The following is a 22,580-nucleotide window of genomic DNA, read 5'->3' as shown; positions in this document are numbered from 1 at the left end:
TTTCACTTATACTTTTGCTTATGAGTAAAAATGAGGTGACTTTATTGAAAGTAAAAGAATTTTTTCGCTATTATAAACCGCACAAACGCTTATTTATCATCGATTTCAGCAGTGCAGTCGTTGTCGCCATTCTGGAACTTGCCTTTCCACTGGCTGTTCAATGGTTTATCGACGAACTGCTCCCGAGCGGTGAATGGAATACTGTCGTAACAGTCAGCATATTGCTGTTGGCCGTGTTTTTATTGAGTACGTTCCTCCAGTATATCGTCAGTTATTTGGGCCATAAGCTCGGCATCAATATCGAAACCGATATGCGGGAAGAACTGTTCACCCATGTACAACGGCAGTCGTTCCGTTTTTTCGACAACACAAAAACCGGGCATGTCATGAGCCGGATCACCAACGATTTATTTGATATCGGCGAATTGGCTCACCACGGCCCGGAAGATTTCTTTATCGCCATCATGACGTTTTTCGGCGCATTCGGCATCATGTTCTGGATCAATCCAAAGCTGGCCCTTGTGACCTTAATCGTCATTCCGTTTCTCGTGTGGCTCATTACGTACTGCAATATCAAAATGAATGAAGCGTGGCGCAATATGTACGGCAAAATCGCCGACGTCAATGGGCGGGTGGAAGACAGCGTCTCGGGAGCCCGTGTGGTCCAGTCTTTTACAAATGAAGAGTTCGAAATCAACCGCTTCAAAAAAGACAACGGCAAATTCCGTATGGCAAAACTCGTAGCCTATAAAGTTATGGCCGCTACGCATTCGAGTATTTATATGATGACTCGCTTGTTGACGTTAATCGTCCTTGTCTACGGGGCATGGCTCAACTATCAAAATGAACTGACGTATGGAGAGCTCGTCAGTTTTGTGCTGTTTCTCAATGTACTGATCAAACCGATCGACAAAATCAGTGCTTTGCTGGAATTGTATCCGAAAGGAATGGCCGGCTTTGGCCGTTTCCGCAACCTGATCAACCAGGAACCGGAAATCCTGGACCGCAAAGGCGCTCAAGCTGTTACAGGACTGACAGGAGATATCCGTTTCAACGATGTGCATTTTGGTTATGATGAGCATAAAAAAGTGCTGAACGGAATTGATTTGACATTAAAAGCAGGAGAGACGATTGCTTTTGTCGGTCCATCAGGCGCCGGAAAAACCACCATCTGTTCATTGATCCCGAGATTTTATGACATCCAGGAAGGCTCTATTACCATTGATGGCATCGATATCCGGGATATGACCAAACATTCCCTCCGATCTCACATCGGCATCGTTCAGCAGGATGTTTTCTTGTTTACCGGCACCATCCGGGAAAATATCGCTTACGGCAAAAGAGGCGCCAGCGACGAAGAAGTGCTGGCTGCTGCGAAAAAAGCGCATCTGGAAGACTTTGTCAACAAACTGCCTGAAGGCTATGATACACAAATCGGCGAACGGGGACTGAAGTTATCGGGCGGACAAAAACAGCGGCTGGCAATCGCCCGCATGTTTTTGAAGAACCCGCCAATTCTGATTCTCGATGAAGCCACTTCTGCACTCGACACGGAAACCGAGCGGGTCATTCAGGAGGCTTTGTCTGAGCTTGCCGAAAATCGGACAACGCTCATCATCGCCCATCGGCTTGCGACAATCCGTGATGCGGACCGCGTCATCGTTGTCACAGAAGACGGCATTGCCGAACAGGGCGGCTACGCTGAACTGCTCGCGCATGACGGCATCTTCGCCAATTTGCACCGGATTCAGTTTCAACAATAAAAAGAGCGGTTCCGCATCAAAACAACTGACGCGGAACCGCTCTTTTCTTTATTTCCCGACAATGAATTCCTCGAACCGGTCGTAGTCCGACCTTCTGAGTTCCAATGTCAGATGTGTGCCTTCCTCTTCGTAGGAAGTCTCTTTGACTGTGGCATTTTCGTTCAAATAAGTGACAATGTCGCCCCTGTCAAACGGAATGACCATCCGGCAAGCGACGTAATCAGCAAATATGCGCTTCTTGATCAGTTCCAAAAGTTCATCCAGGCCTTCACCTTCTTTGGCAGACATCCATAATCCTTCCCCGTCCACTTTCGGATAGGAAAGACCGGCCAAATCCGCTTTGTTGTAAACGTACAACGCAGGCACGTTCTCGACTCCGACTTCCTGCAGTGTGGCGTGGGTCACTTCCATCATGTAACGGTATTCTTCACTGGACACATCGACTACATGCAGCAGCAAGTCGGCATTTTTGGCTTCTTCCAAAGTGGAACGGAAAGCACGCACCAAATGATGCGGCAGCTTGCTGACAAAACCGACCGTATCCGTCAAAAGGAAGCTTTTGTTGTCCTCCAGCCGGACTTGGCGCACTGAAGTCTCCAAAGTTGCGAAGAGCATGTCTTTTTCGAAAACCTGTTTCGTTTCCTGCTGGCCGGATTTGGCCAGCAGCCTGTTCATGATGGTCGACTTTCCGGCATTTGTATATCCGACAAGTGATACAACAGGCACGTCATTTTTCATGCGCCGTTTCCGCTGAGTTTCGCGTTGTGCTTTGATATGTTCCAATTCCTTGTGAAGCTTTGATAGCTGATCTTCGATTTTCCGTCTGTCGAGTTCCAGCTTGGTTTCCCCGGCGCCACGGTTTGTAAAGCCCCCGCCACCTGCACCACTGCTCCCCCCTTGTCTGCTGAGAGAAGCGCGCATGCCGACGAGACGGGGCAGCATGTACTGAAGCTGTGCCAATTCGACTTGCACTTGCGCTTCACGGGTTTTGGCACGGCGGGAGAAAATATCCAAGATGAGCATCGTCCGGTCAATCACTTTACATTCCAGATCTTCTTCCAAGTTGCGGATTTGAGAAGGGCTCAGCTCATCGTTGAAGATGACCAGGTTGGCATCCGTTTCGTCATAAAAAGCTTTAATCTCTTCGACTTTCCCTTTTCCTACGTAATGCGAAGGGTTGATTCGCTCTAAATTTTGCCGAACTTCTCCCAGCACCTCTACATTGCAGGCCTCCGATAAATTGCGCAGCTCTTCCATTTCATATTCAAAATGGAGGTCCTGCTGCAACTGCACGCCAACCAATATGGCTCTTTCGATTAATAAATCCATCCATGCTCCTCCTATCCGTTCACAGAAACTGCCGCTTCCGGCCTTTTCAATTACTGCCTTTATTATTCCCGGACGGTGGCAGGCAGTAAACCCCTTCTTCAAAAGCCACCTTTTGTGTACCATCTTTGAAACGGACCTGCTCAAGCCGTTCTTGCGGACGGTCTGTCTGCTGGAATGTTAACAGACAGTTTTCCAATTGAAGGTCTCCACCGAGAATGGTGCGCCACCTTTCTTCACTGGCTTCTGTATCATGCACACCGAAAACACATCTTTCGATTTCCATGCTTTCACTGGCCGGACTTGCCATTCCGGCTGACCGCAGGTTTTCATAACGTGTTTCATCATCCTCTTCCCATTCGATAAAAAAGGGAGCCGGCAAGCCCTCGGAAATCGGTTCTTCTATAAACAGCAATTTCCATCGTATCAAATCACCGGTACTGGTTTGCCGTTCCGCATCCATCACTCCGGAAGTTCGTATGCCGTCCGCCAGCAATCGCTCATTGACTTCTGCAATCGAGGCGGTCCTCAAACAAACGGTGCCAAACCCTTTTCTGTCGTTCAAAAACAAATTGACCAATGGATGGTTGGCGTCTTCCGCCGTTTGCAGGTCTCGTATTGCCAACCACTCAATATAGCAATCCTTTCCATAAAGCAATGCGTTATGGGTGCCCCATTTCAGGTGTTGCCCGCCCACCAATGCCGGGTATCCAAGTCTTTGCCAGAAATCTGCTGTCTGTTGCGGTGTCTTGTCAACAAAATGTACAACATGATCCAAATACATATCATCCCTCTTTTCCTGACTGTATCGAAAAGCTGAACCTTTTTATTCAGCTTTTCGATTTATTCTACTATCTTATCGTAAACTAATAGTCCGAAAAATAGATGAATTTCAAACAGAAACCTCCTTTTTTTGTAAAACAACTGGTTTTTTGGATTTATGTTCGGTAGGCTAGGGTATATGGAAAGATAAACAGATATTAATCGGGAGGTCATCATGGATAAAAAACTATTTGGAAATCCTGTTTTTATCGTTTCCACGGCAGTTATTTTACTGCTCGTCATTTTGGGGGCATTTATGCCTGAAGAATTTGGCAGCGTGGCAGGTTCTTTATTTAATTTCACAACATTGAACTTTGGCTGGTTCTACTTGCTTGCCGTCTTTATCATCATTCTCTTTTTAGTGCTGATTTCCATCAGCAAATACGGCAGTATTCGTCTGGGCGCTGACACCGACCGTCCGGAATTCCCTTTCTTCACCTGGATCGGCATGCTGTTTTCTGCCGGTTTTGGTGCAGGTCTTGTCTTTTGGGGAGTAGCTGAACCGATGAGTCATTTCTTTACGACTCCTTTTGGCAACGAAGCACAAACTGAAGAAGCGGCACGGATTGCAATGGGCTATTCCTTTTTCCATTGGGGTGTCAGCCAGTGGTCGGTCTTCGCAATTGTCGGACTGGTAATCGGGTTTCTTCAATTCCGCAAGAAAAAATCCGGTTTGGTGTCAACGGCACTGGAGCCGGTAGTCGGCAACAAGCCGCTGATAAAACATTCCATTGATTCGCTGGCCGTTATCGCTACGGTCATGGGAATTGCCACTTCCCTGGGACTTGGCGTCCTGCAGATGAACGGTGGATTGGACGCCGTCTTTGGCACCGGAAACTCATTTACCGTCCAATTATCCATCATCGGTGTCATGTTCCTGGCCTACACACTTTCCTCTTCTACCGGGCTACATAAAGGGATTGCCTATTTAAGTAACCTGAACTTGGGCTTGGCGTTGGTGTTGATGGTATTCGTCTTTATCGCCGGACCTACTGTATTCATCCTGGAAACTTTCACATTGGCAATCGGCGACTATATTACAAACTTCGTTTCCTACAGTTTACGCCTGCAACCTTATCAAGGCGGCGACTGGGTGCTTGGCTGGACGATTTTTTACTGGGCATGGGCTATTGCCTGGTCACCTTTTGTCGGTGCTTTTGTGGCACGTGTATCAAGAGGGCGGACAATCCGTGAATTCGTTATGGGCGTACTTGTCATTCCACCCGCCATCGCCTGTGTATGGATCGCCGTCTTCGGCGGAACAGCACTCTGGTATGACTTGAATGCAGGAACAGCCATTGCAGAAGCTGTAGATGCAGATCTCACCTCTGCGTTGTTCCAGACATTCGACGTGCTTCCTTTAGCAGTGCTCATGTCAATTCTCGCTATATTGCTGATTTTTACATTCTTAGTCACTTCTGCTGACTCCGCAACTTATATACTTGCCAGTATGACAAGCTATGGCAGTTTGAATCCACCTACTGTTTTCAAAATTGTCTGGGGGGTTCTGATGTCCGCAATTGCCGCTGTTCTCCTTTACGCAGGAGGACTCGAAGCCTTGCAAACCGCTTCCTTGATATCAGCACTGCCATTTACGGTTCTGCTGCTGATGATGGTGTGGGCATTTGTGAAAATTATTCGCAACGAAGCACCGCCGATCAAAAAATCGGATTTACGCCAATTCAGAAGACTTGAAAAAGAAGCAAGCAAACAAAAACGAAGATAACAAAAAGACTTCAAAACCTCCTCGAGAGAGTTTTGAAGTCTTTTTTGTCTGTCGTTTACTTGTCTTCTTCGATCAATCTTTGTGTTTCGTCAAATTCTGCAGTAATTTCTGCATCGTCTTTGAATGTCACCAAGCTGATCAGCCATGCCACTAGCAAGCACAGGATAAAGCCAGGAATGATTTCGTAGACGCTGCCAATGAAGTTCGTCGCAGCAGTTGCGCCTTCATCTCCTTCAACTGTCCCGATCAAATCCCAGGCAATGACTGTAACTGCACCAACAATCATACCGGCCAATGCGCCCCAGGCCGTGAATCGGCGCCAGAACAATGACAACAGGATAAGCGGTCCGAATGCTGCCCCAAATCCTGCCCACGCATAAGCTACCAAGTCAAGGATGGTGGCATTCCGTTCCCAGGCAAGATATGCCGCGATTAACGCAACAAGCAGCACGCCCAAGCGGCCTAAGTTCACAATCACTTTATCAGATGACTCTTTTCTTACAACGATTTTGTACAAATCTTCCACCAATGCTGATGAACTAACCAGCAATTGAGACGAAATCGTACTCATGATCGCAGCCAAAACAGCAGCGAGCATTAAACCGGCGACCAATGGATGGAACAGAATCTGTCCAAGCGCGATGAATACCGCTTCAGGATCCGTCAATTCAGCGCCAGGATTCTGCTGGAAATAAGCGATCCCGATCAATGCCGTAGCTGTGGCTCCGAGCAAACTGATGATCATCCAGCCGATTCCGATGCGGCGAGCCTGGCGAACTTCTCCCAGGGTTTTAATCGCCATAAAGCGGACGATGATATGCGGCTGGCCGAAATAGCCAAGTCCCCATGCCAAAGCGGAAATGATGGCGATTGTCGAAGCACCTGTTCCGAAGCTCAAAAGCGATGGGTCGACTGAGCGGATGCTGTCCGCAGTTTCGCTGAACCCGCCGGTTGCAAAAATACCGAGTGCAGGAACTGCAAGCAATGCGAGGAACATCATGAGGCCCTGCACAAAGTCAGTATAGCTGACCGCAAGAAACCCTCCAAAAAGTGTATAAGCTACGACAACAGCCGCTACTACGACCATGCCTGTCTGGTAGCTCATGCCGAACGAGCTTTCGAAAAAGACGCCTCCGGCAACCATTCCTGATGACACATAAAAAGTGAAAAAGATCAGAATAATAATACCAGAAACGATTCGCAATAAACGCGAACTATCTCTCAAACGGTTTTCCAAAAAGCTTGGAATTGTAATCGAATCTTTTGTAACCAATGAATAGACCCGTAATCGTGGTGCTACCAAATACCAGTTGAGATATGCACCGATCGTTAAACCGACTGCAATCCAAATTTCAACCAGGCCGCTGACGTAAATAGCGCCCGGAAGTCCCATCAAGAGCCAGCCCGACATATCGGATGCCCCTGCGCTCAGAGCGGCAACGGAAGGCCCGAGACCTCTTCCTCCAAGCATGTAATCTGACAAGTTGACTGTTTTGCGATACGCGTACCAGCCAATGAACAGCATAGCGATGAGGTAAATAATTAGCGCTATGATTTGATAAGTTAAATCTGACATCTTATCTCCCCCTTCCACACCATTGTAACATTGTGAGTCTTTAATACCAGTCAATATTTGGTTTATCGCCAAATTGAAAAGGGAAACAGGAGGCAAAGGAGGCGATTAAGATGCCATGGAGCAAAGATGATTATCCCGATTCGTTTAAAAATCTGAACAGCGAAGTCCGCAACAAAGCCATTGAAATCGCCAATGCATTACTCCGGGATGATTACGATGAAGGGCGGGCCATTTCAATTGCAACGGCGCAGGCACAAAAATACGTGGAAGGTGACGAAGAACAGCCAGTCTACGAAATCAGGTCCCATGATGACGGATGGCAACTGAAGAAGAAAGACAGCAAAAAAGCGATTTTAATTGAAGAAACGAAAGAAGAGTTGATGGGAGAAGCTAAGCGTTACGTCAACAAACATAATGGTGAATTGCACATTTACACAGGAGACGGCAAACTCGAAGACAAGTTATATGAAGATTGAGATAAGAAAAGCGCAAGCGCCCAAAACGTGAAAAGTAAAATCCCGCTGTCAGTCGACAGCGGGATTTTACTTAAACCAGCCTTTTTCTTTAAAACGGGAAATCGCTTCGATCCGATTGCCGACGTCCAGTTTGTCCAGGATGGTTGAAATGTAGTTCCGGACCGTGCCGGTTGTGATGAACAGCTCCTTGGCGATTTCTTTTGTGCTGCGTCCCTCAGCGATCAATTCCATTACTTGCTTTTCCCGCTCCGTCAAAGGATTTTCATCGCTGTAGGCAAGGTCCACCAGTTCCGGTGCATAAACGCGCCGCCCATCCATGATGGAACGAATCGAAGTTGCCAAATCTTCACTTGGGCTGTCTTTCAGCAAATAACCGCTGACTCCTGCTTTTCGGGCCCGCTCAAAATAGCCTGATCTGGCAAACGTCGTTAGAATAATGACTTTACATGGGTGGTCTTTTAAGCTTTCGGCAGCGTCCAACCCGCTTTTTACAGGCATTTCGATATCCATAATGCAAATATCCGGCTGGTGTTTCTCCACCAGTGAGATTGCTTCTTCTCCGTTCCCCGCTTTGCCGACCACTTCCATGTCTTCTTCCAAATCCAGTAAAGATCCAAGTGCGCCCAGCATCATTCGTTGATCTTCCGCCAATACAATTCGAATCATGATAATGCCCCCTTTGAATTATAGAGAATCACATTCGGTACCCGAATATTCAGCGTTGTGCCATCCATCGTGCTGATGTCCACGGAACCGTTGATGAATTCCAGGCGCTCCCGCATTCCTGCCAGTCCATTCCCCTGCGTTAAACTGCCGCCTTCCGGCACGCCGATGCCGTCGTCCTGCACCTGTACCAAAACTTCGTCCCGCTTTTGTTTGATCAATATCGTGCAGCGGGTTGCCTGGCTGTGCTTTACCACATTGGTGACAGCTTCTTTCAGACACATGCTCAAAACATTCTCCACCAGTAAAGGTGTGTTTTTCAGCTTGGGGCTGCCATATAACACAAAATCGATTTCGGCTGCCTTCAGGATCTGCTGAACACGCAGCAACTCATCTTCAAGCTTCATGCCACGCATATCCGATACAAGCTCGCGCACTTCCTTTAAAGCGGTTCTGGCAGTTTGCCGGACATCGGCGATTTCATTTAAAGCAGACTCGGGATCCCGATAAAGCAGCTTCCCGGCCAAATCACTTTTTAAACCGATCAGTGATAATTTTTGGCCCAATGTATCATGCAAATCACGGGCGATCCGTTCCCGTTCTTCAATAACCACCAATTGGGATATTCGTTTATTGGCATCTTCCAGTTGGCCTTCAAGCTTTTCCCGCTTGTTGCGATTGTATGTGTTGAACGGCAATAAAATCACACCGACAACACTCAGTACAATAAACGGCAACTGCGTAATGTACAATTCACTGTGTTCAATGACACCAAAGGCGATTGCAATGATTGTCGTGCCGATGTGTATGCCATAGACAATGAAAAAACCGATCTTGTTCCGGATATTGCCGATAAAAAATGCCAAAAAGATGGACAGGTAAATATAGCCGAACAAAAAAGTCATAGCGATATTGATCAGGATTTCAATGCTGACCCATACATACACAAAACCGGTCTTCGAATTAAAAGAAAGCCGATACGCCACAAAAAACAGCAGCAACAACAAAATGCCAATGGCAATTTCTGTGGTAGACGAGGACCTAAAAATAAAAAAGAATGGCAACATACAAAAGATGACCCATGCATATAAGCTGAGCCACGGGTTTTTCGGGAATATCTGATACCAGCTTTGCATAAGCGCCTCCTACTTGTTCTAGTCTTCTTTATCATACCAAAGTAAACACAAAAGAAAAAACCATTCATTATTGAATGGTTTTCTCCTAACCGTTATGCCGGCAATTTGTCTTCGTTCAGCAGATGCTTGATGTCTCTGAACGTGACAAAGGTTTTGTTTTTTGCATCATAGACTTTATAACGCAGAGATTTCAAGCTGGTTTTAAGCGTGATGGTCGTTGCCTGCTGAAGCGGCGGTGTCGACGTATGCGCTTTTTCCAGGTTGTAATTCGGAACCCGTGGGCTCAAATGGTGCACATGGTGGAAACCGATATTCCCTGTTACCCATTGCAATACTTTTGGAAGATGGTAGTAAGAGCTGCCTTCTACAGCCGCTTTTACATAATCCCATTCACTTTCGTCTTCAAAATACGAATCTTCGAACGTGTGTTGGATGTAGAACAACCAAATCCCAAGAGCCCCAGCGGTGAACATGGTTGTACCTTGCACAATCAGGAATGCCTGCCAACCGATCGCCCAGATCAGGAGAGAGTAAATGACCACGAGCGAGACATTGATCAAATACGTATTGTTGCGTTCTTTCTTACGGGCGTCTTTACGGTTAAAGCGGCTGGAGACCAATACAAGGAACAATGGCCCTAACCCGAACATTACCAACGGATTGCGGTACATACGGTATTTGAAACGTTCCCATTTTGAAGCTTCCACATATTCTTCGATTGTCATAACCCAGATATCACCGACTCCGCGCTTATCAAGATTACCACTGGAAGCATGATGAATCGTATGTTCGCGTTTCCACTTCTCATAAGCGAAAAGTGTCATAATGCCTGTAATCGTACCGACAATTGCGTTCGCTTTCTTGTTTTTGAAAAATGAACCATGTGTGCAGTCATGAAAAATGATGAAGATCCGAACCACAAATCCTGACGCGATGACAGATAAGGCAATGGTTAACCAAATCGAAACGTCCAACGCCTGGTAAGCCAAAAACCATAAGACCAGAAACGGAGGAATAGTGTTCGCCATTTGTCTGACACTTGCTTTAACATCTGCTTGTTCAAAAGGTTTCACAAATTTACGCAGTTGAGCTGTTTTCTCTTTACTCATGTTCTTTCCTCCTAACCGAACTTTCCGTCCGGATAACTTGTTAACTTCATCTTATAGAATTGGACAGGGACAAAAAAGACACAAACGCATGGTTTATACATGACACTTGTCATGTATTCAGAAGGAACGTTGCTTTTCTTTCCCCGGAATCCATGTATAATGGAAGTAATCAGAAAATTCGAAAGAGAGGTGGGCTATATGACAGGCATGGTCGCTGTCATAATGGTTTTCTCGATTCCGCTCGCAGCCATTATCACTTCCCATTTCCAGACGCAGGAAAAACTTAAGAACAAACGGATTGAAACCGAATTGGAGCTGGAAAAATTGAAGCATGAGAATTATGTCATCGAGACACAGAAAATGCGCCTTGAGCTTGAGCAGATGAAGCTGGAAGATGCAAAAAAGGACAAGAACCTGCTTTTAAAATAACCAAAAGGTCTGCAGCATCACGACTGCAGACCTTTTTTATGAAGACAGAATGCTTTTTTCAATTTGCTTCAAACCATGGAAATAACCTTTTTGCGCCATGAGCTTATCATAGCTTCCGGCTTCTTTGATACGCCCCTGTTCCATGACGATGATTTGATCCATTTTCTCAAGGCCGGCCAACTCGTGGCTGATGAGCACAAAAGTGTCATTTGCACCACGGTCGAATAATTGTTGATAGATACGCCGCGCAGTCATGTTGTCGACGGAAGACACCGGTTCGTCAAGCAGCCAGAAAGAACCGCCTTTCAATAAGGCACGTGCGATGGCGAGCCGCTGCTTCTCACCCCCTGATAAATTCCCCCCTTTTTCCTCTACTTTCATCGACAGAGCAAAAGAATCCAACTGGACTTTTTTCAGCGCCTCCACCATTTGTTCATCAGTGGCCTGCTCATTGGCGATCAGCAGATTGCTTCGGATGGTGCCATGGAAAAAGTGATTTTCCTGCAGCACAATATTCATACTGGCCCACAGTTCTTCTTGGCTAATGTCACTGATTGACTGATTTCCGAATGTTACAGTCCCGTTATCCGCCTTTATTATGCCCAGCAATAATTGCATCAGCGTCGACTTTCCGGAACCACTCGGTCCGACAATGGCCGTTTTGGTGCCAGGTGCTATATACAGTGACGCTTCGTCAATCGCCGGCCTCAGTTCGCCCGGGTAATGGAAGCTTACATGATTCAGCGACACTCCAAGCGGCCCTGCAGCCAATTCTCCTCGACGCTCTTCAGTTGTCGATTTTTCGGTAATGCCATCCAGTCGAAGTGCAGCTTTTCGGTTATTTTCAAAATGCGCCGGAAATACAGCCATCGGTGCCACATTTTCAAAAACCGCAAGGGAAATCATCGCCAGCATGGCCAAGTACAAACCATCCAACTGTCCTGAAGCCACCAGGTATGCACCCAGACCCAGCACTGCCCAAGACACCAAAAGAGAGACCGTCCCATTAAGCGACTGGCCGAAATTTTCTTCCAGCCCTTCTCTTTTTTGTTCCGCGCTGTACCTTTTAGCGATGGATGTCAGCTCCTTCTCCCTGTCACTCAGTTGCTGGTGGATTTTCAAATCCCGAAAGCCATACAGGAATTCAGCGGTTTCTGTCGATAATGCACTGCGGCTTTCTCTGACCGCTGAATCCATCTTGCGTCTTTTCCAGGAAAAAATGGCCGGCACCATCACCACCGTCACCAACAAACCAATCATCAGAACTGCCGCAATGGCAATGGAAAAAAATGAAGCAAAGAAAATGGTGCTCAGAAAAACGATGGCCAGCACAACCGGCGGATACAATATGCGGAGCAGAAAGTTCTGCAGGCTTTCTACGTCACCGACAATCCGCGCCAAAAGATCACCACTTCGATACTTGTGGAAGATCGCCGGTGCCTGTGGCGACAGTTTCTCAAAAAAAGAAGTTCTCAGATGGCTCAACATTGTGAAAGTGGCGCGATGTGAAAACAACCGCTCTGCATAACGGCTCAGCGCTGCCACGAGTCCGAATAATTTCAGGCATGCGGCCATGACAACCAGCGTTGTCATCTGGTTTGTCAAGGCTGCTTTGGAGATCAAATAACCGCTGGAAGCTAGCAGGGCGACTCCCGCTATTCCAGCCAAAAAACCAAAGAAAACGGCCAGTGTCACGTCTCTTTTTTCTTTCAATGTTAAGAGGAAAACGTTTTTTAATTCCTTCATCGCACACCTTCTCCTTGCTGTATCGAAATCATTTCCCGATAAAGGTCACTGTTGCCCAGTAATTCATCGTGTGTGCCAAGCGCCACCGCTTTTCCCTCATTCAGCAATACGATGAAATCGGCATGCTTGATGGTATGCAAGCGATGGGCCACTGTAATGACCGTAGCATTTTTCCTTAGTTCAGCGAGTGAGGTTTGTAAAATCTGTTCAGTCTTTAAGTCCAATCCCGTAGTCGGTTCATCAAAAAGGACAATAGAAGGGTTTTTCAAAAATGCCCTCGCCAACGCGATCCGCTGCTTTTCCCCACCGGACAATCCGCGCCCCGCTTCTCCAATGGGTGTCTGAAAGCCTTCCTCCAATGTGGCAACCATTTCCGCAATACCGGCTTTTTCGGCTGCCTCTATAATTTCATCGGTTGCCGTCTCCCTTGTAACACCGATTTTGATATTTTCTTCGATGGTGCCCGAAAACAAATAAGGGTGTTGGGAAATATAACTGACCTGGTCAAACCACGAAGTTTCATCCACTTGCTGTCGTTGCATGCCATCGATAGTAAGCTCGCCTTTCGAAGGATTCAATAAACCCGCAATCATATGCAACAAAGTCGTTTTTCCGGCTCCGCTTTTTCCGATGATCGCCACTTGGCTGTAAGGGGGAATTTCAAGGTCGAGGTCCCGGAGTGCAGTTTTTTCGCCGTATTGGAACGATACCCCCTCCAATGAAACATGAGGAGGATTCAAGGACAGCTGGCGGTCTCCCCATTTCACGGCTTCCGGCTGCTGCTCCATATGCAGCGCCAGCCGGTTGGCAGCCGCTATACTGCCCCGCGCTGTATGAAAGGCGCTTCCGAAATCTTTCAGCATGGTAAAGAAATCGGGCACCAGGATCAAGACAAAAAAGGCTGTGAAAAATGTGATATTTTGAAACACTACCAGCCTTAACCCAATTTCAAGTGCGATAATCCCGATGCTCAGCATGGAAATGTACTCGAGCATAAGCGAAGACAAAAAAGCTGATTTCAAAACTTCCATTGTCGAATCCCGGAATCCCAGGCTGCTTTTTTGGATTACTTGTTTTTGCTTGTCGCTTTGCCCGAACAATTTCAGTGTGGTCAAACCCTGCAGGACGTCCAGGAATGTACCGGAAAATTGCCCCAGCTTTTCCATTTGCTCGTCCGCTTTTTCTTTCGTCCGTTTTCCCACAATGGCCATGAATACCGGAATAAACGGCGCAGTGATCAGAATAATGACACCTGTTGGCCAATGCAGGACAAAAATCGCCGCCAACAGGATGACCGGAATGATGTAACTCTGGAGTAATTGGGGGATGTAATGACGGAAAAACCCGTCCATTTCATCGACTGCATCCAACAGCAAACTCACTTTTTGGCCTGACTGCCCCTGAATTGACGCCTGCAGCGGATCAGCCGCAAATGACTGGATTAAGTTAATTCTTAACTTTTCTTTGATTTGAGTGGAAAGTCCCACCCCTGTCCGACCGATTGAATAGCCGCTTGCCGCCCTCAGCAAAATCGCCCCGAGCAGCCCTCCCAGCATGGGAAGGATTTCTTCAAATGATGCACCTTGCAAAAAAACACCGTCAGCAATCAAAACAAAGAATAACGCCTGTAAAATAGTGGCTGCACCTTTTACGAACGAAGCCACCGTCAATAAAACGATGCTTTTTTTCTGTTCAAATGCCAGCCGTTTCAAGTCGCCCATTGCGTTCTCTCCTTTTATTCCACCGTAACGGACAGCAAGACTCCCGTTTCAGCAAGCGGAAGATCAACTGCCCATAAAAGCACGATAGGTTCAACGAACACCCAGCAGGGATGAGCCCCTGTTGAGTGGAATTTCTCTTTGTTGCCGCTTCTTCTATTATAAAGCACGACGCTTCAAAACCCGTTGCAGGCGCCCGCGAAATGCTTATTCAATCCATCGTTTGTTACAGTTTTGTTCACAAAATCCAGGTGATTGTTCAACAGCAAAAAACCTGTAAGGAAAACCTTACAGGTTCGTTTGCTGTCTTCTCCATCTGCACTGCACTGGCCTCTTCTGCTGCCTGAACAGTCAGGACGCTCACAGCAGCAACAAGATCGAATAAGCGATCAGGCCTGTGAAGAAGGCGGAAAAGCTGCTTTCCCGTTCTTCCGGCAATTCTTCTTTCAGAACGTTCAACACGACGCCTCCCACAATGAATGCGACAAGAAAAGAAATGATGAGTTCGTTTACTTCATAAAGCGCGCCGATTCCCCAACCGATCAGGATTGCCGCTGTTAAAAGCCACTGGCCATATTTATCGTAATCTTCTTTATGAGTGGACCTGAGCCCTTTATCGTTGGTGACAAAATGAACCCCCATAGCGATGAAGAAAAAAAGCATGCCCCAATGGCTCTCATACTCTTCATGAACCAGCAAATAGCCGATTACGCCATTATACAAAGTGAACGAACCGATATGCACCCAAAATACACCGGCTGAAGACCTTTGCGTCTTTGCTTTCTCATTGCGGCGCTTGGATGATTTCACCATTTGCTCCAACCCATAAAAAAGGACCAGTCCAAGCATGGCGACCAAGTAAATATGACTTTCCAAAAAGCTCCATGCGCTGTTTTCCACTTCTCCTTGAAGATGTTCCTGGAACACACCCAGTTCCGGCAATAAGTGCAGGAAAACATAGGCCACTGAAATGCCGCCGGCTGCAGACAGAAAACGACTCCGTGGCAAAACATCCAAAAATTTCATGTTTTTTGAAGAAAGATGGATAACAGCAAGTCCTATTGCAAAGCAAAGGCTAAGCCAAAATTGCATGCAGTCCACTCCTTTCTGAAAACCAAAAAGAGCAGGCAGCAACAAACGCTGCTCACCTGCTCTGTACAACAGCCGATTTTATTGGTTTTGGCCGTTTTTGACCCATTGCGCCACTTGGACAGTGCGCTCTGCCTGGAACTTAACTGCATCTTCCACATCTTCCACCATATTTCCGTCCTGATCGACGGTGACGCTTGTTCCGTATGGATTTCCTCCTGCTTTAAACAATACTGGATCATTATATCCTGGAGAAGCGACAATCGCGCCCCAGTGGTACATGGTCGTATAAACCGCCAGAACTGTCGCTTCCTGACCACCATGCGGGTTTTGCGCGGAAGACATGGCGCTTACCACTTTGTTGGCAAGTTTGCCTTGTGCCCACAGTCCGCCGGTCGTATCGAGAAACTGCTGGAACTGGGAAGTCACATGACCGAAACGAGTCGGAACACTGAAAATGATGGCGTCTGCCCATTCCAGTAAATCAGGTTCCGCTTCCGGTACGTCCTGCGTTGCTTCGTAATGTTCTTTCCAGGCAGGGTTTGATTCGATTGCTGCCATAGGTGCATTTTCTTTTACTTTCGCAAGTTTCACTTCAGCACCTGCGCCGCTCGCTGCTTCTTCGGCCCACTTTGCCATTTGGTAGTTGGTCCCTGTGGAACTGTAATAAATAATCGCTAGTTTGACGTTAGACATTTTACCTCTCCTTTTCGTGTTAAGTCCTTGACTGGCTACTAAAGTCGAGAAATATCCTTATTTCAAGATTTTCCTTACTGTACTCTTTGCCCTCTTTTTTGCCTTGTTAAACAGGAAAAAAACATTCTCTTTTCCAAAAACATTCCCTTCACTGCTGTCTGTCCCTCCTCGATTCTTCGGAAGAGCGCTGCAGTCACTCTTTTTACCATAATCGTGATAAACTGAACGTATTATGTTTTAAGGAAAGGATTTGCAATGGAACTACACACAATGCATGAACAATTGACCGGGCGCCTCGAACGTCAGGAGCTGGTATCCGCCACCATCAGCCAGCCGCGCCTGAAGTCGAATGACATAAAGCGGATTAAACTGAAGCCCGTTGAGATTAAGAACAGCTACTATATCCAATTTGAATATCAGCATGAACACGTGCTGAAACATAAAAACTTGACGGTGGTTGAAGCGGCAGCCGAGCTCGAAAAATTATTCGGTGAATTTCGACAGGGGCTATTCCAATTCACAGATGAAAAAATCCAGGTTCAGCTGTCGAAAAAATTCAAAGTGTCGTGGAAGTCGGAGCAGACCGAAACAAAAGCGGCCGAACTTTCGCACAACCGAAAGAAACAGTATTTGCTGGAAGACGGCATCCCGTATCCGTTTCTTGTCCGCCTTGGCGTCCAAAATGCCGATGGCAAGGTGAAAAAGCAGAAATACGATAAATTCCGCCAAATCAACCGCTTTATCGAATTTATCGACGACTCCCTTGTGCATCTGCCGAAAGACCGGACTGTCCGCATTCTTGACTTTGGTTCCGGAAAATCCTATTTGACGTTTGCGCTGTACCATTATTTGCGGATTGAAAAAGGGTTGGACCTGCGTGTCACAGGGCTTGACCTGAAAAAAGAGGTTATTGAAGAATGCCGGCGGATTGCCGAAGACTTGCAGTATGAACAGCTGGAGTTTCTTGTCGGGGACATCAATGATTACAACGAAGAATCAGCCGTCGACATGGTCGTGACACTTCATGCCTGTGACGTGGCAACAGATATGGCATTGTCCCGAGCAGTAAAATGGAACGCCAGCGTCATTTTAAGTGTACCTTGCTGCCAGCACGAACTGAACAGCCAGCTTGCTGCCCCTGAACTGGATATTATGCTGCAGCACGGCTTGATCAAAGAACGCTTCAGCGCATTGGCAACCGATTCCATCCGTGCGGAGCTCCTGTCGCTGGTCGGTTACGAAACACAGCTGATGGAATTCATCGATATGGAACACACACCGAAAAACATCCTGATTCGCGCTTACCAAACCGGCAAGAAACCGGCACCCGGCCAATTCGAGCGCTATCAGGAATTCACCAAATTATTATCAGCCCAGCCCTTCCTGGAAAACGAATTGAGGGAGTTTTTATGAAACGAAAGAATTTAGTCAATGGCATGGTACTCGCTTTTTCAGTGGTTTTTATCCGTTTTATTGATGTGAAAGTGTACGATATGAATTTGATTGTCACATTGCTGCTGCTCGTCGCCCTTATTATGGGGTTAATGAAACTGGTCGACCGGATTCCGGCTTTGGAAGAACCCGTCGGGAAGCGCGCAGCATTGGTCACAAATGTGCTGGTCGTCATGACCATTTTTCTCGCATTTTTTGTGCTGGAACTTTGATGGACTGAATTGAACAGAAGTTGTCACAAAAGGTAAGCTGCTGTTTTCCGTTACAGCGGACGCTTTCCGCGGGCACGGCTTCAGCCGCTTCCCTCGCTTCGCTCAGTCCAGTGTCTTCAGCTCGCGCTGGTCCCGCTGGAGTCGCCGCTTCCACTCCAAACAGCCTTGCTCACTGACTAGCAAAGGGTGAGTTTATGTAAAATCTGCAGAAGTAGCCCCACAGAAATGATAACAGCATTTAAAACAGGCGGGAAAACGATTCGCTTTCCCGCCTGTTTTGTATTTTATTTTTAGAAACTTAAAAGTCAGCCACTTCACCGTTTAGGACAACCACTTTTTCTTTAAGGTGAGTTTTCGTTCGGCTTTTTTTCCGCCTGTTCGTTGATGACTCCGTAAATGTAATCTTTAACCGGCTTTAAAGTGAATTCCAGGTTGCTGGTTTTCAAGTTGTTCTCCAGGTAGTCCAGCTGATGGTCTTCCACTGTATAGGACTGCAGGTTCAACACGTCATGGACATAAAGCATCCCTTCGTTGGTGGCCATCGGACTGTCCACGCCATCTTTTTCCCGTGCCTCGACTTCGTCCATGCCAAAAATCAATCCTTCTTCTTTCAGAGCTTTCATAGCTTCTCTGTAGCGCTCTTCACCGATTTCCTGTGACAAGTGACGATCCAGCTGTTTAATGTCTTCCAGCGTTGCGCCTTTGTAGTATTGTGTGTAAAAAGCCATTAACACCTGTTCTTTATCCTGCAGTTCTTTCATCGGATATCCCTCCACTTTTTCTGCTGTTGCTCTTTCTATTCCCTCATTTCTTCTACAATATGCAATTTTTCAATAAGTCGCTTTACAGGCTTTACGGTAGAGTGTACTATTTAACTAGAACACTAGAACTGAGGAGGTATAATTTATGAGGCAATTGCGCGGTTTGATGAAAAAGGATTGGACTCTTATCAAAAGCCACGTGCTTCTTGCATTGCTGCTTGACGTGACGATCCCGATTCTTGTCGCTTTCTTTTACCCGATGGAAGTGTGGCAGGGGATTTTAATATTCGCACTTACCATAATGGCATTGCATTTATTGCTCCCGCTTGTGCTACTCGCAATCCTGTTCACAAAAGAGATGGATCGGCCGGATATTTTCTTCCATTCCACTGCTTCCATCCACAAAATAAACGCCAGCAAGTTTTTCATCGCAATTGCAGCCACTGTGGTGTCATTCACTTGGGCGGGTGTCATCGCTTTGGCGGCTTTATGGATGGCGCCGGAATTATCCAGCCTCTCGGAACTGATTCCTTCGGGTGGTTTCTTCTCTGTAGTAATTCTCGTGTATGCTGTTGGAATTTCCATTGTCTTTTATTTTTTCATGACAATCTTTTTTTCAATAAAGCCGAAAATCGGCGGCTTCGCTTATATTGTGACGTTTGGCCTTTTCTTTGTTTTTCTCGATTTGTGGAGCACTTTCCAGGAAACAGGGATTTACAAGGCAGTGGCGAATTTTTGGGTGATTGATTTATCCGGCTTGGATACGCTGTCCGGTTTTTCAACAACTTATGGAAACCTGGTGATTTCAACTGAGCAATCTGCCACTTTTCCGTTTGGTCAATTGATCGTAACCATGGTTTTGCTTTCTCTGTTGTACCTGCTTTCAGCTTATTGGTTCGAGAAGAAAGTGAGGGTTTGACATGACGCTCGACTTTGACAAGAACAAGCCGATTTACCAGCAGCTGATCGACCGCCTGTCAGGTGACATTATTCGCGGTACCCGAAAACCCGGCGATAAGCTGCCTTCCGTCAGGGAATACGCAGTGGAAGCCGGCGTCAATGCCAACACCATACAGCGGGTTTACAAGGAGATGGAATCTATGGGAATTACGGAAACAAAGCGGGGACAAGGATCGTTCGTAACAGAAGATCAAAAGCGGCTGGAAAAACTTCGGGAAGACATGAAATCGACACTCGTCCAGTCATTTATCACAAGTCTGGAAGCTTACGGTTTTTCCCGGGAGGAAATCTCAGAACTTGTCAGGAGGGAATTGTCTTGATCCATGTTAATAATGCATCAAAATCATACGGCCGAACGCAAGCGCTCAAACAATTATCGCTGACACTGGAGCTTGGCAAAATTATCGGCATTGCCGGAGAAAATGGCAGCGGCAAATCGACGCTGCTGAAATGCATTGCAGGCGTCAGCAGCTTATCGTCCGGCACTATCCACATTGACGGACAGCCTGCAGACCGCAAAATTGCCGAACAGCTCGCTTATTTGCCGGACGCCGACTTGTTCTATCCTTTTTTCACAGTTGGTGAATTATTCGATTATTACCGCAGCCAATTTTCCGATTTCAATGAACGAAAAGCAAAAGAAGTATTGGATTTCTTAAACGTTTCTTTATCATCCAAGATGGCGAAACTGTCCAAAGGAAATCGGGGACGCGTTAAAATGGCTGCAACTTTGGGCCGTGAAGCCCGTTATTATGTAATGGACGAACCTTTTTCCGGCATGGATCCGATGGTTCGGGCAGACTTGGTGAAAGGCCTCATTCAATTCACTGATCTGGAATGGCAGACGTTGATCCTGTCGACACATGAGATCCGGGAAGTGGAAATTTTGTTGGACGAACTGGTTTTATTGCAAAAAGGCAGGGTATTGGCGCACCGTCAACTTGAAGACATCCGCGCTGAAACCGGAATGGACACCGTCAATTGGATGACAAATTTATCGAAAGCAGGTGAACAACCATGAGTGAACAACCGATTGTACAAATAAAAAACTTGTCGAAAACCATCGGCCAAAAGAAAATCATCAAGAACTTGAATCTTGATTTATACAAAGGGCAAGTCACAGGGTTTCTCGGACCGAATGGCGCGGGGAAAACAACAACAATCCGAATGATGGTCGGATTGATGCGCCCTACTTCAGGTGATGTCACCATCGATGGTCTTTCCATTCAGAAAGATTACGAAGAAAGCATTCAGAAAGTCGGCGTCATTGTTGAAAATCCGGAAATGTATAAGTATATGTCGGGCTACAAAAATTTACTGCACTTTTCCCGTATGCACAAAGGAATTGCAAAACAGCGCATCGATGAGGTCGTAAAACAAGTCGGCATGCAAAATCGCATCAACGAAAAAGTCGGTTCATATTCGCTCGGGATGCGCCAGCGCCTCGGTTTGGCACAGGCACTTTTGCACGATCCGAAATTCCTGATTTTAGACGAGCCGACAAACGGACTCGACCCTGCCGGCATTCGGGAGTTCCGGATGTATTTGCGGAAAGTGGCGAGTGAAAATGGCGTGGCAGTATTCGTTTCCAGTCATTTATTGTCTGAAATCGAGTTGTTATGCGACCGCATTGCCGTCATCCAAAACGGTGAATTGATCGATATCAAAAACGTCAACGATCTTCACCAGTCGCGCTACTACATACAGGCAGAACCGGCGGAACTGGCCGAAGAAGTGCTGACAGGAATCGGCTTTCCCGTCACCAGGCACGAGCAGGGATTTTTGGTCGATACGGAAAGCGAACACGTTCCGGGCGCGGTTAACATGCTGGTGAATGCCGGCGCTAAAATCTACGCTGTGCAACCATACCGCGCGACACTTGAAGATCAATTTCTTGAAATGACCGGAGGTGGCCAAATTGCTCAAGCTCATACAGAATGAATGGATGAAATTATGGAGCAAAAAATCGAGCTGGATCATGATGATTCTGCTGGTCATCATTCTCTTCGCCGGAATGGGAATCACCAAATGGGTCAACACGACGATGAACGAAGGAATTGACGAGAGGTGGGAAGACCGTGTCACTGCTGAATTGGTAAACAATCAGTCGATGCTGTCGACTCCCGAGCTGAGCGATGCCCAACGAGAGTATTACGAGCAACAACTGGCAATTGCCGAGCATCGTCTCGAAAACGAGTTGCCGCCTTACGAATACACGAGTATGCAGCAGCAAGTGCTCGACTCGCATCTGATGCTATCCCTTGTGACACTGTTTACGGTAGTTGTCGCCGCCGGCATTGTGGCCTCCGAATTTTCACAAGGGACAATCAAGATGTTGCTTACGCGTCCAGTAAAACGCTGGAAAATCTTGACTTCCAAATACATTACCTCGATGATTTTCGGGGTTTTATTGGCCGTCATCACAGTTGCTGTCACTGCGCTGGCCGGTTTGATCTTTTTTGGCATCGGAGACGGCGTGTTCCTGAGGTGGGACGGCTCGGAAGTGGTGGAAGGTTCTTTCTGGCTGCAGGCACTCAAGCTGGCCGCTTTGAGTTTTGCCAGCACATGGATGATCGGGACGTTCGCTTTCATGCTCGGGACGGTCTTCCGCTCCAGCTCGCTGGCGATCGGTTTATCGATATTCCTGATGTTCACAGGAGTCCAAGCCGTCTTTTTACTGAGCAATTACGAAATCGTCAAATACTATTTGTTTACTCATACTGATTTGACGCAGTACTATACAGGGACGATGCTGGTACCCGACATTACGATGACCATGTCGCTCATTGTGCTGTTTGTCTATTTTGTTATTTTCATGGCCATCAGCTATTGGATGTTCTCGAAGCGCGATGTTACGGCGTGACATCAAAACCCCGCAAAAGACAAGTTGTCTTTTGCGGGGTTTTTAAGTTCTTCTGCT

General features: G+C 46.8%; 23 protein-coding genes. 12 read left to right on the top strand and 11 right to left on the bottom strand.

The features are described 5' to 3' along the window. Positions 1-44 precede the first annotated feature (44 nt). Positions 45-1,763 carry an ABC transporter ATP-binding protein gene (locus tag EEX84_RS11050; protein ID WP_240033962.1) on the top strand — a complete coding sequence of 573 codons (1,719 nt, stop codon included), beginning with the start codon at positions 45-47 and terminating at the stop codon, positions 1,761-1,763. Positions 1,764-1,811: 48 nt separating this feature from the next. On the opposite strand, the gene hflX is transcribed toward EEX84_RS11050, so the two are convergent. Both hflX and EEX84_RS11040 read right to left on the bottom strand, forming a co-directional pair. Then, on the bottom strand, positions 1,812-3,092 hold the full coding sequence (gene hflX, locus EEX84_RS11045) for a GTPase HflX (RefSeq protein ID WP_123165694.1): 1,281 nt from the start codon (positions 3,090-3,092) through the stop codon (positions 1,812-1,814). Between the two features lie 46 nt (positions 3,093-3,138). Next, positions 3,139-3,873, bottom strand: a complete 735-nt coding sequence (locus EEX84_RS11040) for a VOC family protein (RefSeq protein WP_123165693.1) — start codon at positions 3,871-3,873, stop codon at positions 3,139-3,141. Between the two features lie 213 nt (positions 3,874-4,086). On the opposite strand from EEX84_RS11040, the gene EEX84_RS11035 reads away from it, so the two are divergent. Continuing rightward, positions 4,087-5,637, top strand: coding sequence for a BCCT family transporter (locus tag EEX84_RS11035; RefSeq protein ID WP_123165692.1), 1,551 nt, complete (start codon positions 4,087-4,089; stop codon positions 5,635-5,637). Between the two features lie 55 nt (positions 5,638-5,692). Here EEX84_RS11035 and putP read toward each other — a convergent pair whose 3' ends face one another. Next, positions 5,693-7,213, bottom strand: a complete 1,521-nt coding sequence (gene putP / locus EEX84_RS11030; protein WP_123165691.1) for a sodium/proline symporter PutP — start codon at positions 7,211-7,213, stop codon at positions 5,693-5,695. A gap of 110 nt (positions 7,214-7,323) precedes the next feature. Here putP and EEX84_RS11025 point away from each other — a divergent pair, with 110 nt between their 5' ends. Further along, positions 7,324-7,689 carry a DUF2188 domain-containing protein gene (locus EEX84_RS11025; RefSeq protein WP_123165690.1) on the top strand — a complete coding sequence of 122 codons (366 nt, stop codon included), beginning with the start codon at positions 7,324-7,326 and terminating at the stop codon, positions 7,687-7,689. A gap of 66 nt (positions 7,690-7,755) precedes the next feature. Here the strand turns inward: EEX84_RS11025 and EEX84_RS11020 are convergent, their stop codons facing one another. From EEX84_RS11020 to desA, 3 genes are all read right to left on the bottom strand, one after another. Continuing rightward, positions 7,756-8,355 carry a response regulator transcription factor gene (locus EEX84_RS11020; protein WP_123165689.1) on the bottom strand — a complete coding sequence of 200 codons (600 nt, stop codon included), beginning with the start codon at positions 8,353-8,355 and terminating at the stop codon, positions 7,756-7,758. Next, positions 8,352-9,488, bottom strand: a complete 1,137-nt coding sequence (locus EEX84_RS11015; protein ID WP_123165688.1) for a sensor histidine kinase — start codon at positions 9,486-9,488, stop codon at positions 8,352-8,354. Before EEX84_RS11015 ends, EEX84_RS11020 begins: the two co-directional genes overlap by 4 nt. Positions 9,489-9,580: 92 nt before the next feature. Continuing rightward, on the bottom strand, positions 9,581-10,597 hold the full coding sequence (gene desA, locus EEX84_RS11010; protein ID WP_123165687.1) for a Delta(5) desaturase DesA: 1,017 nt from the start codon (positions 10,595-10,597) through the stop codon (positions 9,581-9,583). Positions 10,598-10,795: 198 nt separating this feature from the next. Between desA and EEX84_RS11005 the strand changes: the two genes are divergently transcribed. Further along, positions 10,796-11,026: a hypothetical protein gene (locus tag EEX84_RS11005; protein WP_123165734.1), complete on the top strand. Its 231-nt coding sequence runs from the start codon at positions 10,796-10,798 to the stop codon at positions 11,024-11,026. 36 nt (positions 11,027-11,062) lie between these two features. On the opposite strand, the gene cydC is transcribed toward EEX84_RS11005, so the two are convergent. Continuing rightward, a complete protein-coding gene (gene cydC / locus EEX84_RS11000) occupies positions 11,063-12,772 on the bottom strand; it encodes a thiol reductant ABC exporter subunit CydC (RefSeq protein ID WP_123165686.1) in 1,710 nt (569 codons plus the stop codon). Continuing rightward, on the bottom strand, positions 12,769-14,493 hold the full coding sequence (gene cydD, locus EEX84_RS10995; RefSeq protein ID WP_123165685.1) for a thiol reductant ABC exporter subunit CydD: 1,725 nt from the start codon (positions 14,491-14,493) through the stop codon (positions 12,769-12,771). The genes cydC and cydD overlap by 4 nt, the downstream gene beginning before the upstream one ends. A 125-nt stretch (positions 14,494-14,618) precedes the next feature. On the opposite strand from cydD, the gene EEX84_RS16655 reads away from it, so the two are divergent. After that, complete coding sequence (locus tag EEX84_RS16655; protein WP_205125698.1) at positions 14,619-14,837, top strand: hypothetical protein; 219 nt, start codon at positions 14,619-14,621, stop codon at positions 14,835-14,837. A 13-nt stretch (positions 14,838-14,850) separates the two neighbouring features. Here EEX84_RS16655 and EEX84_RS10990 read toward each other — a convergent pair whose 3' ends face one another. Both EEX84_RS10990 and wrbA read right to left on the bottom strand, forming a co-directional pair. After that, complete coding sequence (locus tag EEX84_RS10990; RefSeq protein ID WP_123165684.1) at positions 14,851-15,582, bottom strand: ZIP family transporter; 732 nt, start codon at positions 15,580-15,582, stop codon at positions 14,851-14,853. Between the two features lie 78 nt (positions 15,583-15,660). Continuing rightward, positions 15,661-16,275: an NAD(P)H:quinone oxidoreductase gene (gene wrbA, locus EEX84_RS10985; RefSeq protein WP_123165683.1), complete on the bottom strand. Its 615-nt coding sequence runs from the start codon at positions 16,273-16,275 to the stop codon at positions 15,661-15,663. A 255-nt stretch (positions 16,276-16,530) separates the two neighbouring features. On the opposite strand from wrbA, the gene EEX84_RS10980 reads away from it, so the two are divergent. Both EEX84_RS10980 and EEX84_RS10975 read left to right on the top strand, forming a co-directional pair. After that, on the top strand, positions 16,531-17,688 hold the full coding sequence (locus EEX84_RS10980; protein ID WP_123165682.1) for a class I SAM-dependent methyltransferase: 1,158 nt from the start codon (positions 16,531-16,533) through the stop codon (positions 17,686-17,688). Then, complete coding sequence (locus EEX84_RS10975) at positions 17,685-17,939, top strand: hypothetical protein (RefSeq protein ID WP_123165681.1); 255 nt, start codon at positions 17,685-17,687, stop codon at positions 17,937-17,939. Before EEX84_RS10980 ends, EEX84_RS10975 begins: the two co-directional genes overlap by 4 nt. Positions 17,940-18,280: 341 nt before the next feature. Here EEX84_RS10975 and EEX84_RS10970 read toward each other — a convergent pair whose 3' ends face one another. Continuing rightward, entirely contained in the window at positions 18,281-18,700 is a 420-nt protein-coding gene (locus EEX84_RS10970; protein WP_123165680.1) for a hypothetical protein, read from the bottom strand. Positions 18,701-18,845: 145 nt separating this feature from the next. On the opposite strand from EEX84_RS10970, the gene EEX84_RS10965 reads away from it, so the two are divergent. The 5 genes from EEX84_RS10965 to EEX84_RS10945 are packed head-to-tail and all read left to right on the top strand — an operon-like array spanning position 18,846 to position 22,523. After that, positions 18,846-19,619, top strand: coding sequence for a hypothetical protein (locus EEX84_RS10965; protein WP_123165679.1), 774 nt, complete (start codon positions 18,846-18,848; stop codon positions 19,617-19,619). A gap of 1 nt (position 19,620) precedes the next feature. After that, positions 19,621-19,980, top strand: coding sequence for a GntR family transcriptional regulator (locus EEX84_RS10960; RefSeq protein ID WP_123165678.1), 360 nt, complete (start codon positions 19,621-19,623; stop codon positions 19,978-19,980). Beyond that, positions 19,977-20,681, top strand: coding sequence for an ABC transporter ATP-binding protein (locus EEX84_RS10955; RefSeq protein WP_123165677.1), 705 nt, complete (start codon positions 19,977-19,979; stop codon positions 20,679-20,681). Before EEX84_RS10960 ends, EEX84_RS10955 begins: the two co-directional genes overlap by 4 nt. Continuing rightward, positions 20,678-21,601: an ABC transporter ATP-binding protein gene (locus EEX84_RS10950; protein WP_123165676.1), complete on the top strand. Its 924-nt coding sequence runs from the start codon at positions 20,678-20,680 to the stop codon at positions 21,599-21,601. The genes EEX84_RS10955 and EEX84_RS10950 overlap by 4 nt, the downstream gene beginning before the upstream one ends. Continuing rightward, complete coding sequence (locus EEX84_RS10945; protein WP_123165675.1) at positions 21,579-22,523, top strand: ABC transporter permease; 945 nt, start codon at positions 21,579-21,581, stop codon at positions 22,521-22,523. The genes EEX84_RS10950 and EEX84_RS10945 overlap by 23 nt, the downstream gene beginning before the upstream one ends. The last annotated feature ends 57 nt before the right edge of the window (positions 22,524-22,580 follow it).

The sequence above is a fragment of the Planococcus salinus genome (assembly GCF_003719725.1).
Taxonomy (GTDB): domain Bacteria; phylum Bacillota; class Bacilli; order Bacillales_A; family Planococcaceae; genus Planococcus; species Planococcus salinus.
This window is presented reverse-complemented; position numbering and strand designations above follow the sequence as displayed.

Excerpts from the sequence above, each read along its gene's own strand:
- EEX84_RS10975 (WP_123165681.1), top strand. The coding sequence starts at position 17,685 with ATGAAACGAAAGAATTTAGTCAATGGCATGGTACTCGCTTTTTCAGTG.
- hflX (WP_123165694.1), bottom strand. The coding sequence starts at position 3,092 with ATGGATTTATTAATCGAAAGAGCCATATTGGTTGGCGTGCAGTTGCAG.
- cydD (WP_123165685.1), bottom strand. The coding sequence starts at position 14,493 with ATGGGCGACTTGAAACGGCTGGCATTTGAACAGAAAAAAAGCATCGTT.
- EEX84_RS11040 (WP_123165693.1), bottom strand. The coding sequence starts at position 3,873 with ATGTATTTGGATCATGTTGTACATTTTGTTGACAAGACACCGCAACAG.
- EEX84_RS11025 (WP_123165690.1), top strand. The coding sequence starts at position 7,324 with ATGCCATGGAGCAAAGATGATTATCCCGATTCGTTTAAAAATCTGAAC.
- putP (WP_123165691.1), bottom strand. The coding sequence starts at position 7,213 with ATGTCAGATTTAACTTATCAAATCATAGCGCTAATTATTTACCTCATC.
- cydC (WP_123165686.1), bottom strand. The coding sequence starts at position 12,772 with ATGAAGGAATTAAAAAACGTTTTCCTCTTAACATTGAAAGAAAAAAGA.
- EEX84_RS11005 (WP_123165734.1), top strand. The coding sequence starts at position 10,796 with ATGACAGGCATGGTCGCTGTCATAATGGTTTTCTCGATTCCGCTCGCA.
- wrbA (WP_123165683.1), bottom strand. The coding sequence starts at position 16,275 with ATGTCTAACGTCAAACTAGCGATTATTTATTACAGTTCCACAGGGACC.
- EEX84_RS10970 (WP_123165680.1), bottom strand. The coding sequence starts at position 18,700 with ATGAAAGAACTGCAGGATAAAGAACAGGTGTTAATGGCTTTTTACACA.
- EEX84_RS11035 (WP_123165692.1), top strand. The coding sequence starts at position 4,087 with ATGGATAAAAAACTATTTGGAAATCCTGTTTTTATCGTTTCCACGGCA.
- EEX84_RS10965 (WP_123165679.1), top strand. The coding sequence starts at position 18,846 with ATGAGGCAATTGCGCGGTTTGATGAAAAAGGATTGGACTCTTATCAAA.
- EEX84_RS10980 (WP_123165682.1), top strand. The coding sequence starts at position 16,531 with ATGGAACTACACACAATGCATGAACAATTGACCGGGCGCCTCGAACGT.
- EEX84_RS11020 (WP_123165689.1), bottom strand. The coding sequence starts at position 8,355 with ATGATTCGAATTGTATTGGCGGAAGATCAACGAATGATGCTGGGCGCA.
- EEX84_RS10990 (WP_123165684.1), bottom strand. The coding sequence starts at position 15,582 with ATGCAATTTTGGCTTAGCCTTTGCTTTGCAATAGGACTTGCTGTTATC.
- EEX84_RS10950 (WP_123165676.1), top strand. The coding sequence starts at position 20,678 with ATGAGTGAACAACCGATTGTACAAATAAAAAACTTGTCGAAAACCATC.
- EEX84_RS11015 (WP_123165688.1), bottom strand. The coding sequence starts at position 9,488 with ATGCAAAGCTGGTATCAGATATTCCCGAAAAACCCGTGGCTCAGCTTA.
- EEX84_RS10960 (WP_123165678.1), top strand. The coding sequence starts at position 19,621 with ATGACGCTCGACTTTGACAAGAACAAGCCGATTTACCAGCAGCTGATC.
- desA (WP_123165687.1), bottom strand. The coding sequence starts at position 10,597 with ATGAGTAAAGAGAAAACAGCTCAACTGCGTAAATTTGTGAAACCTTTT.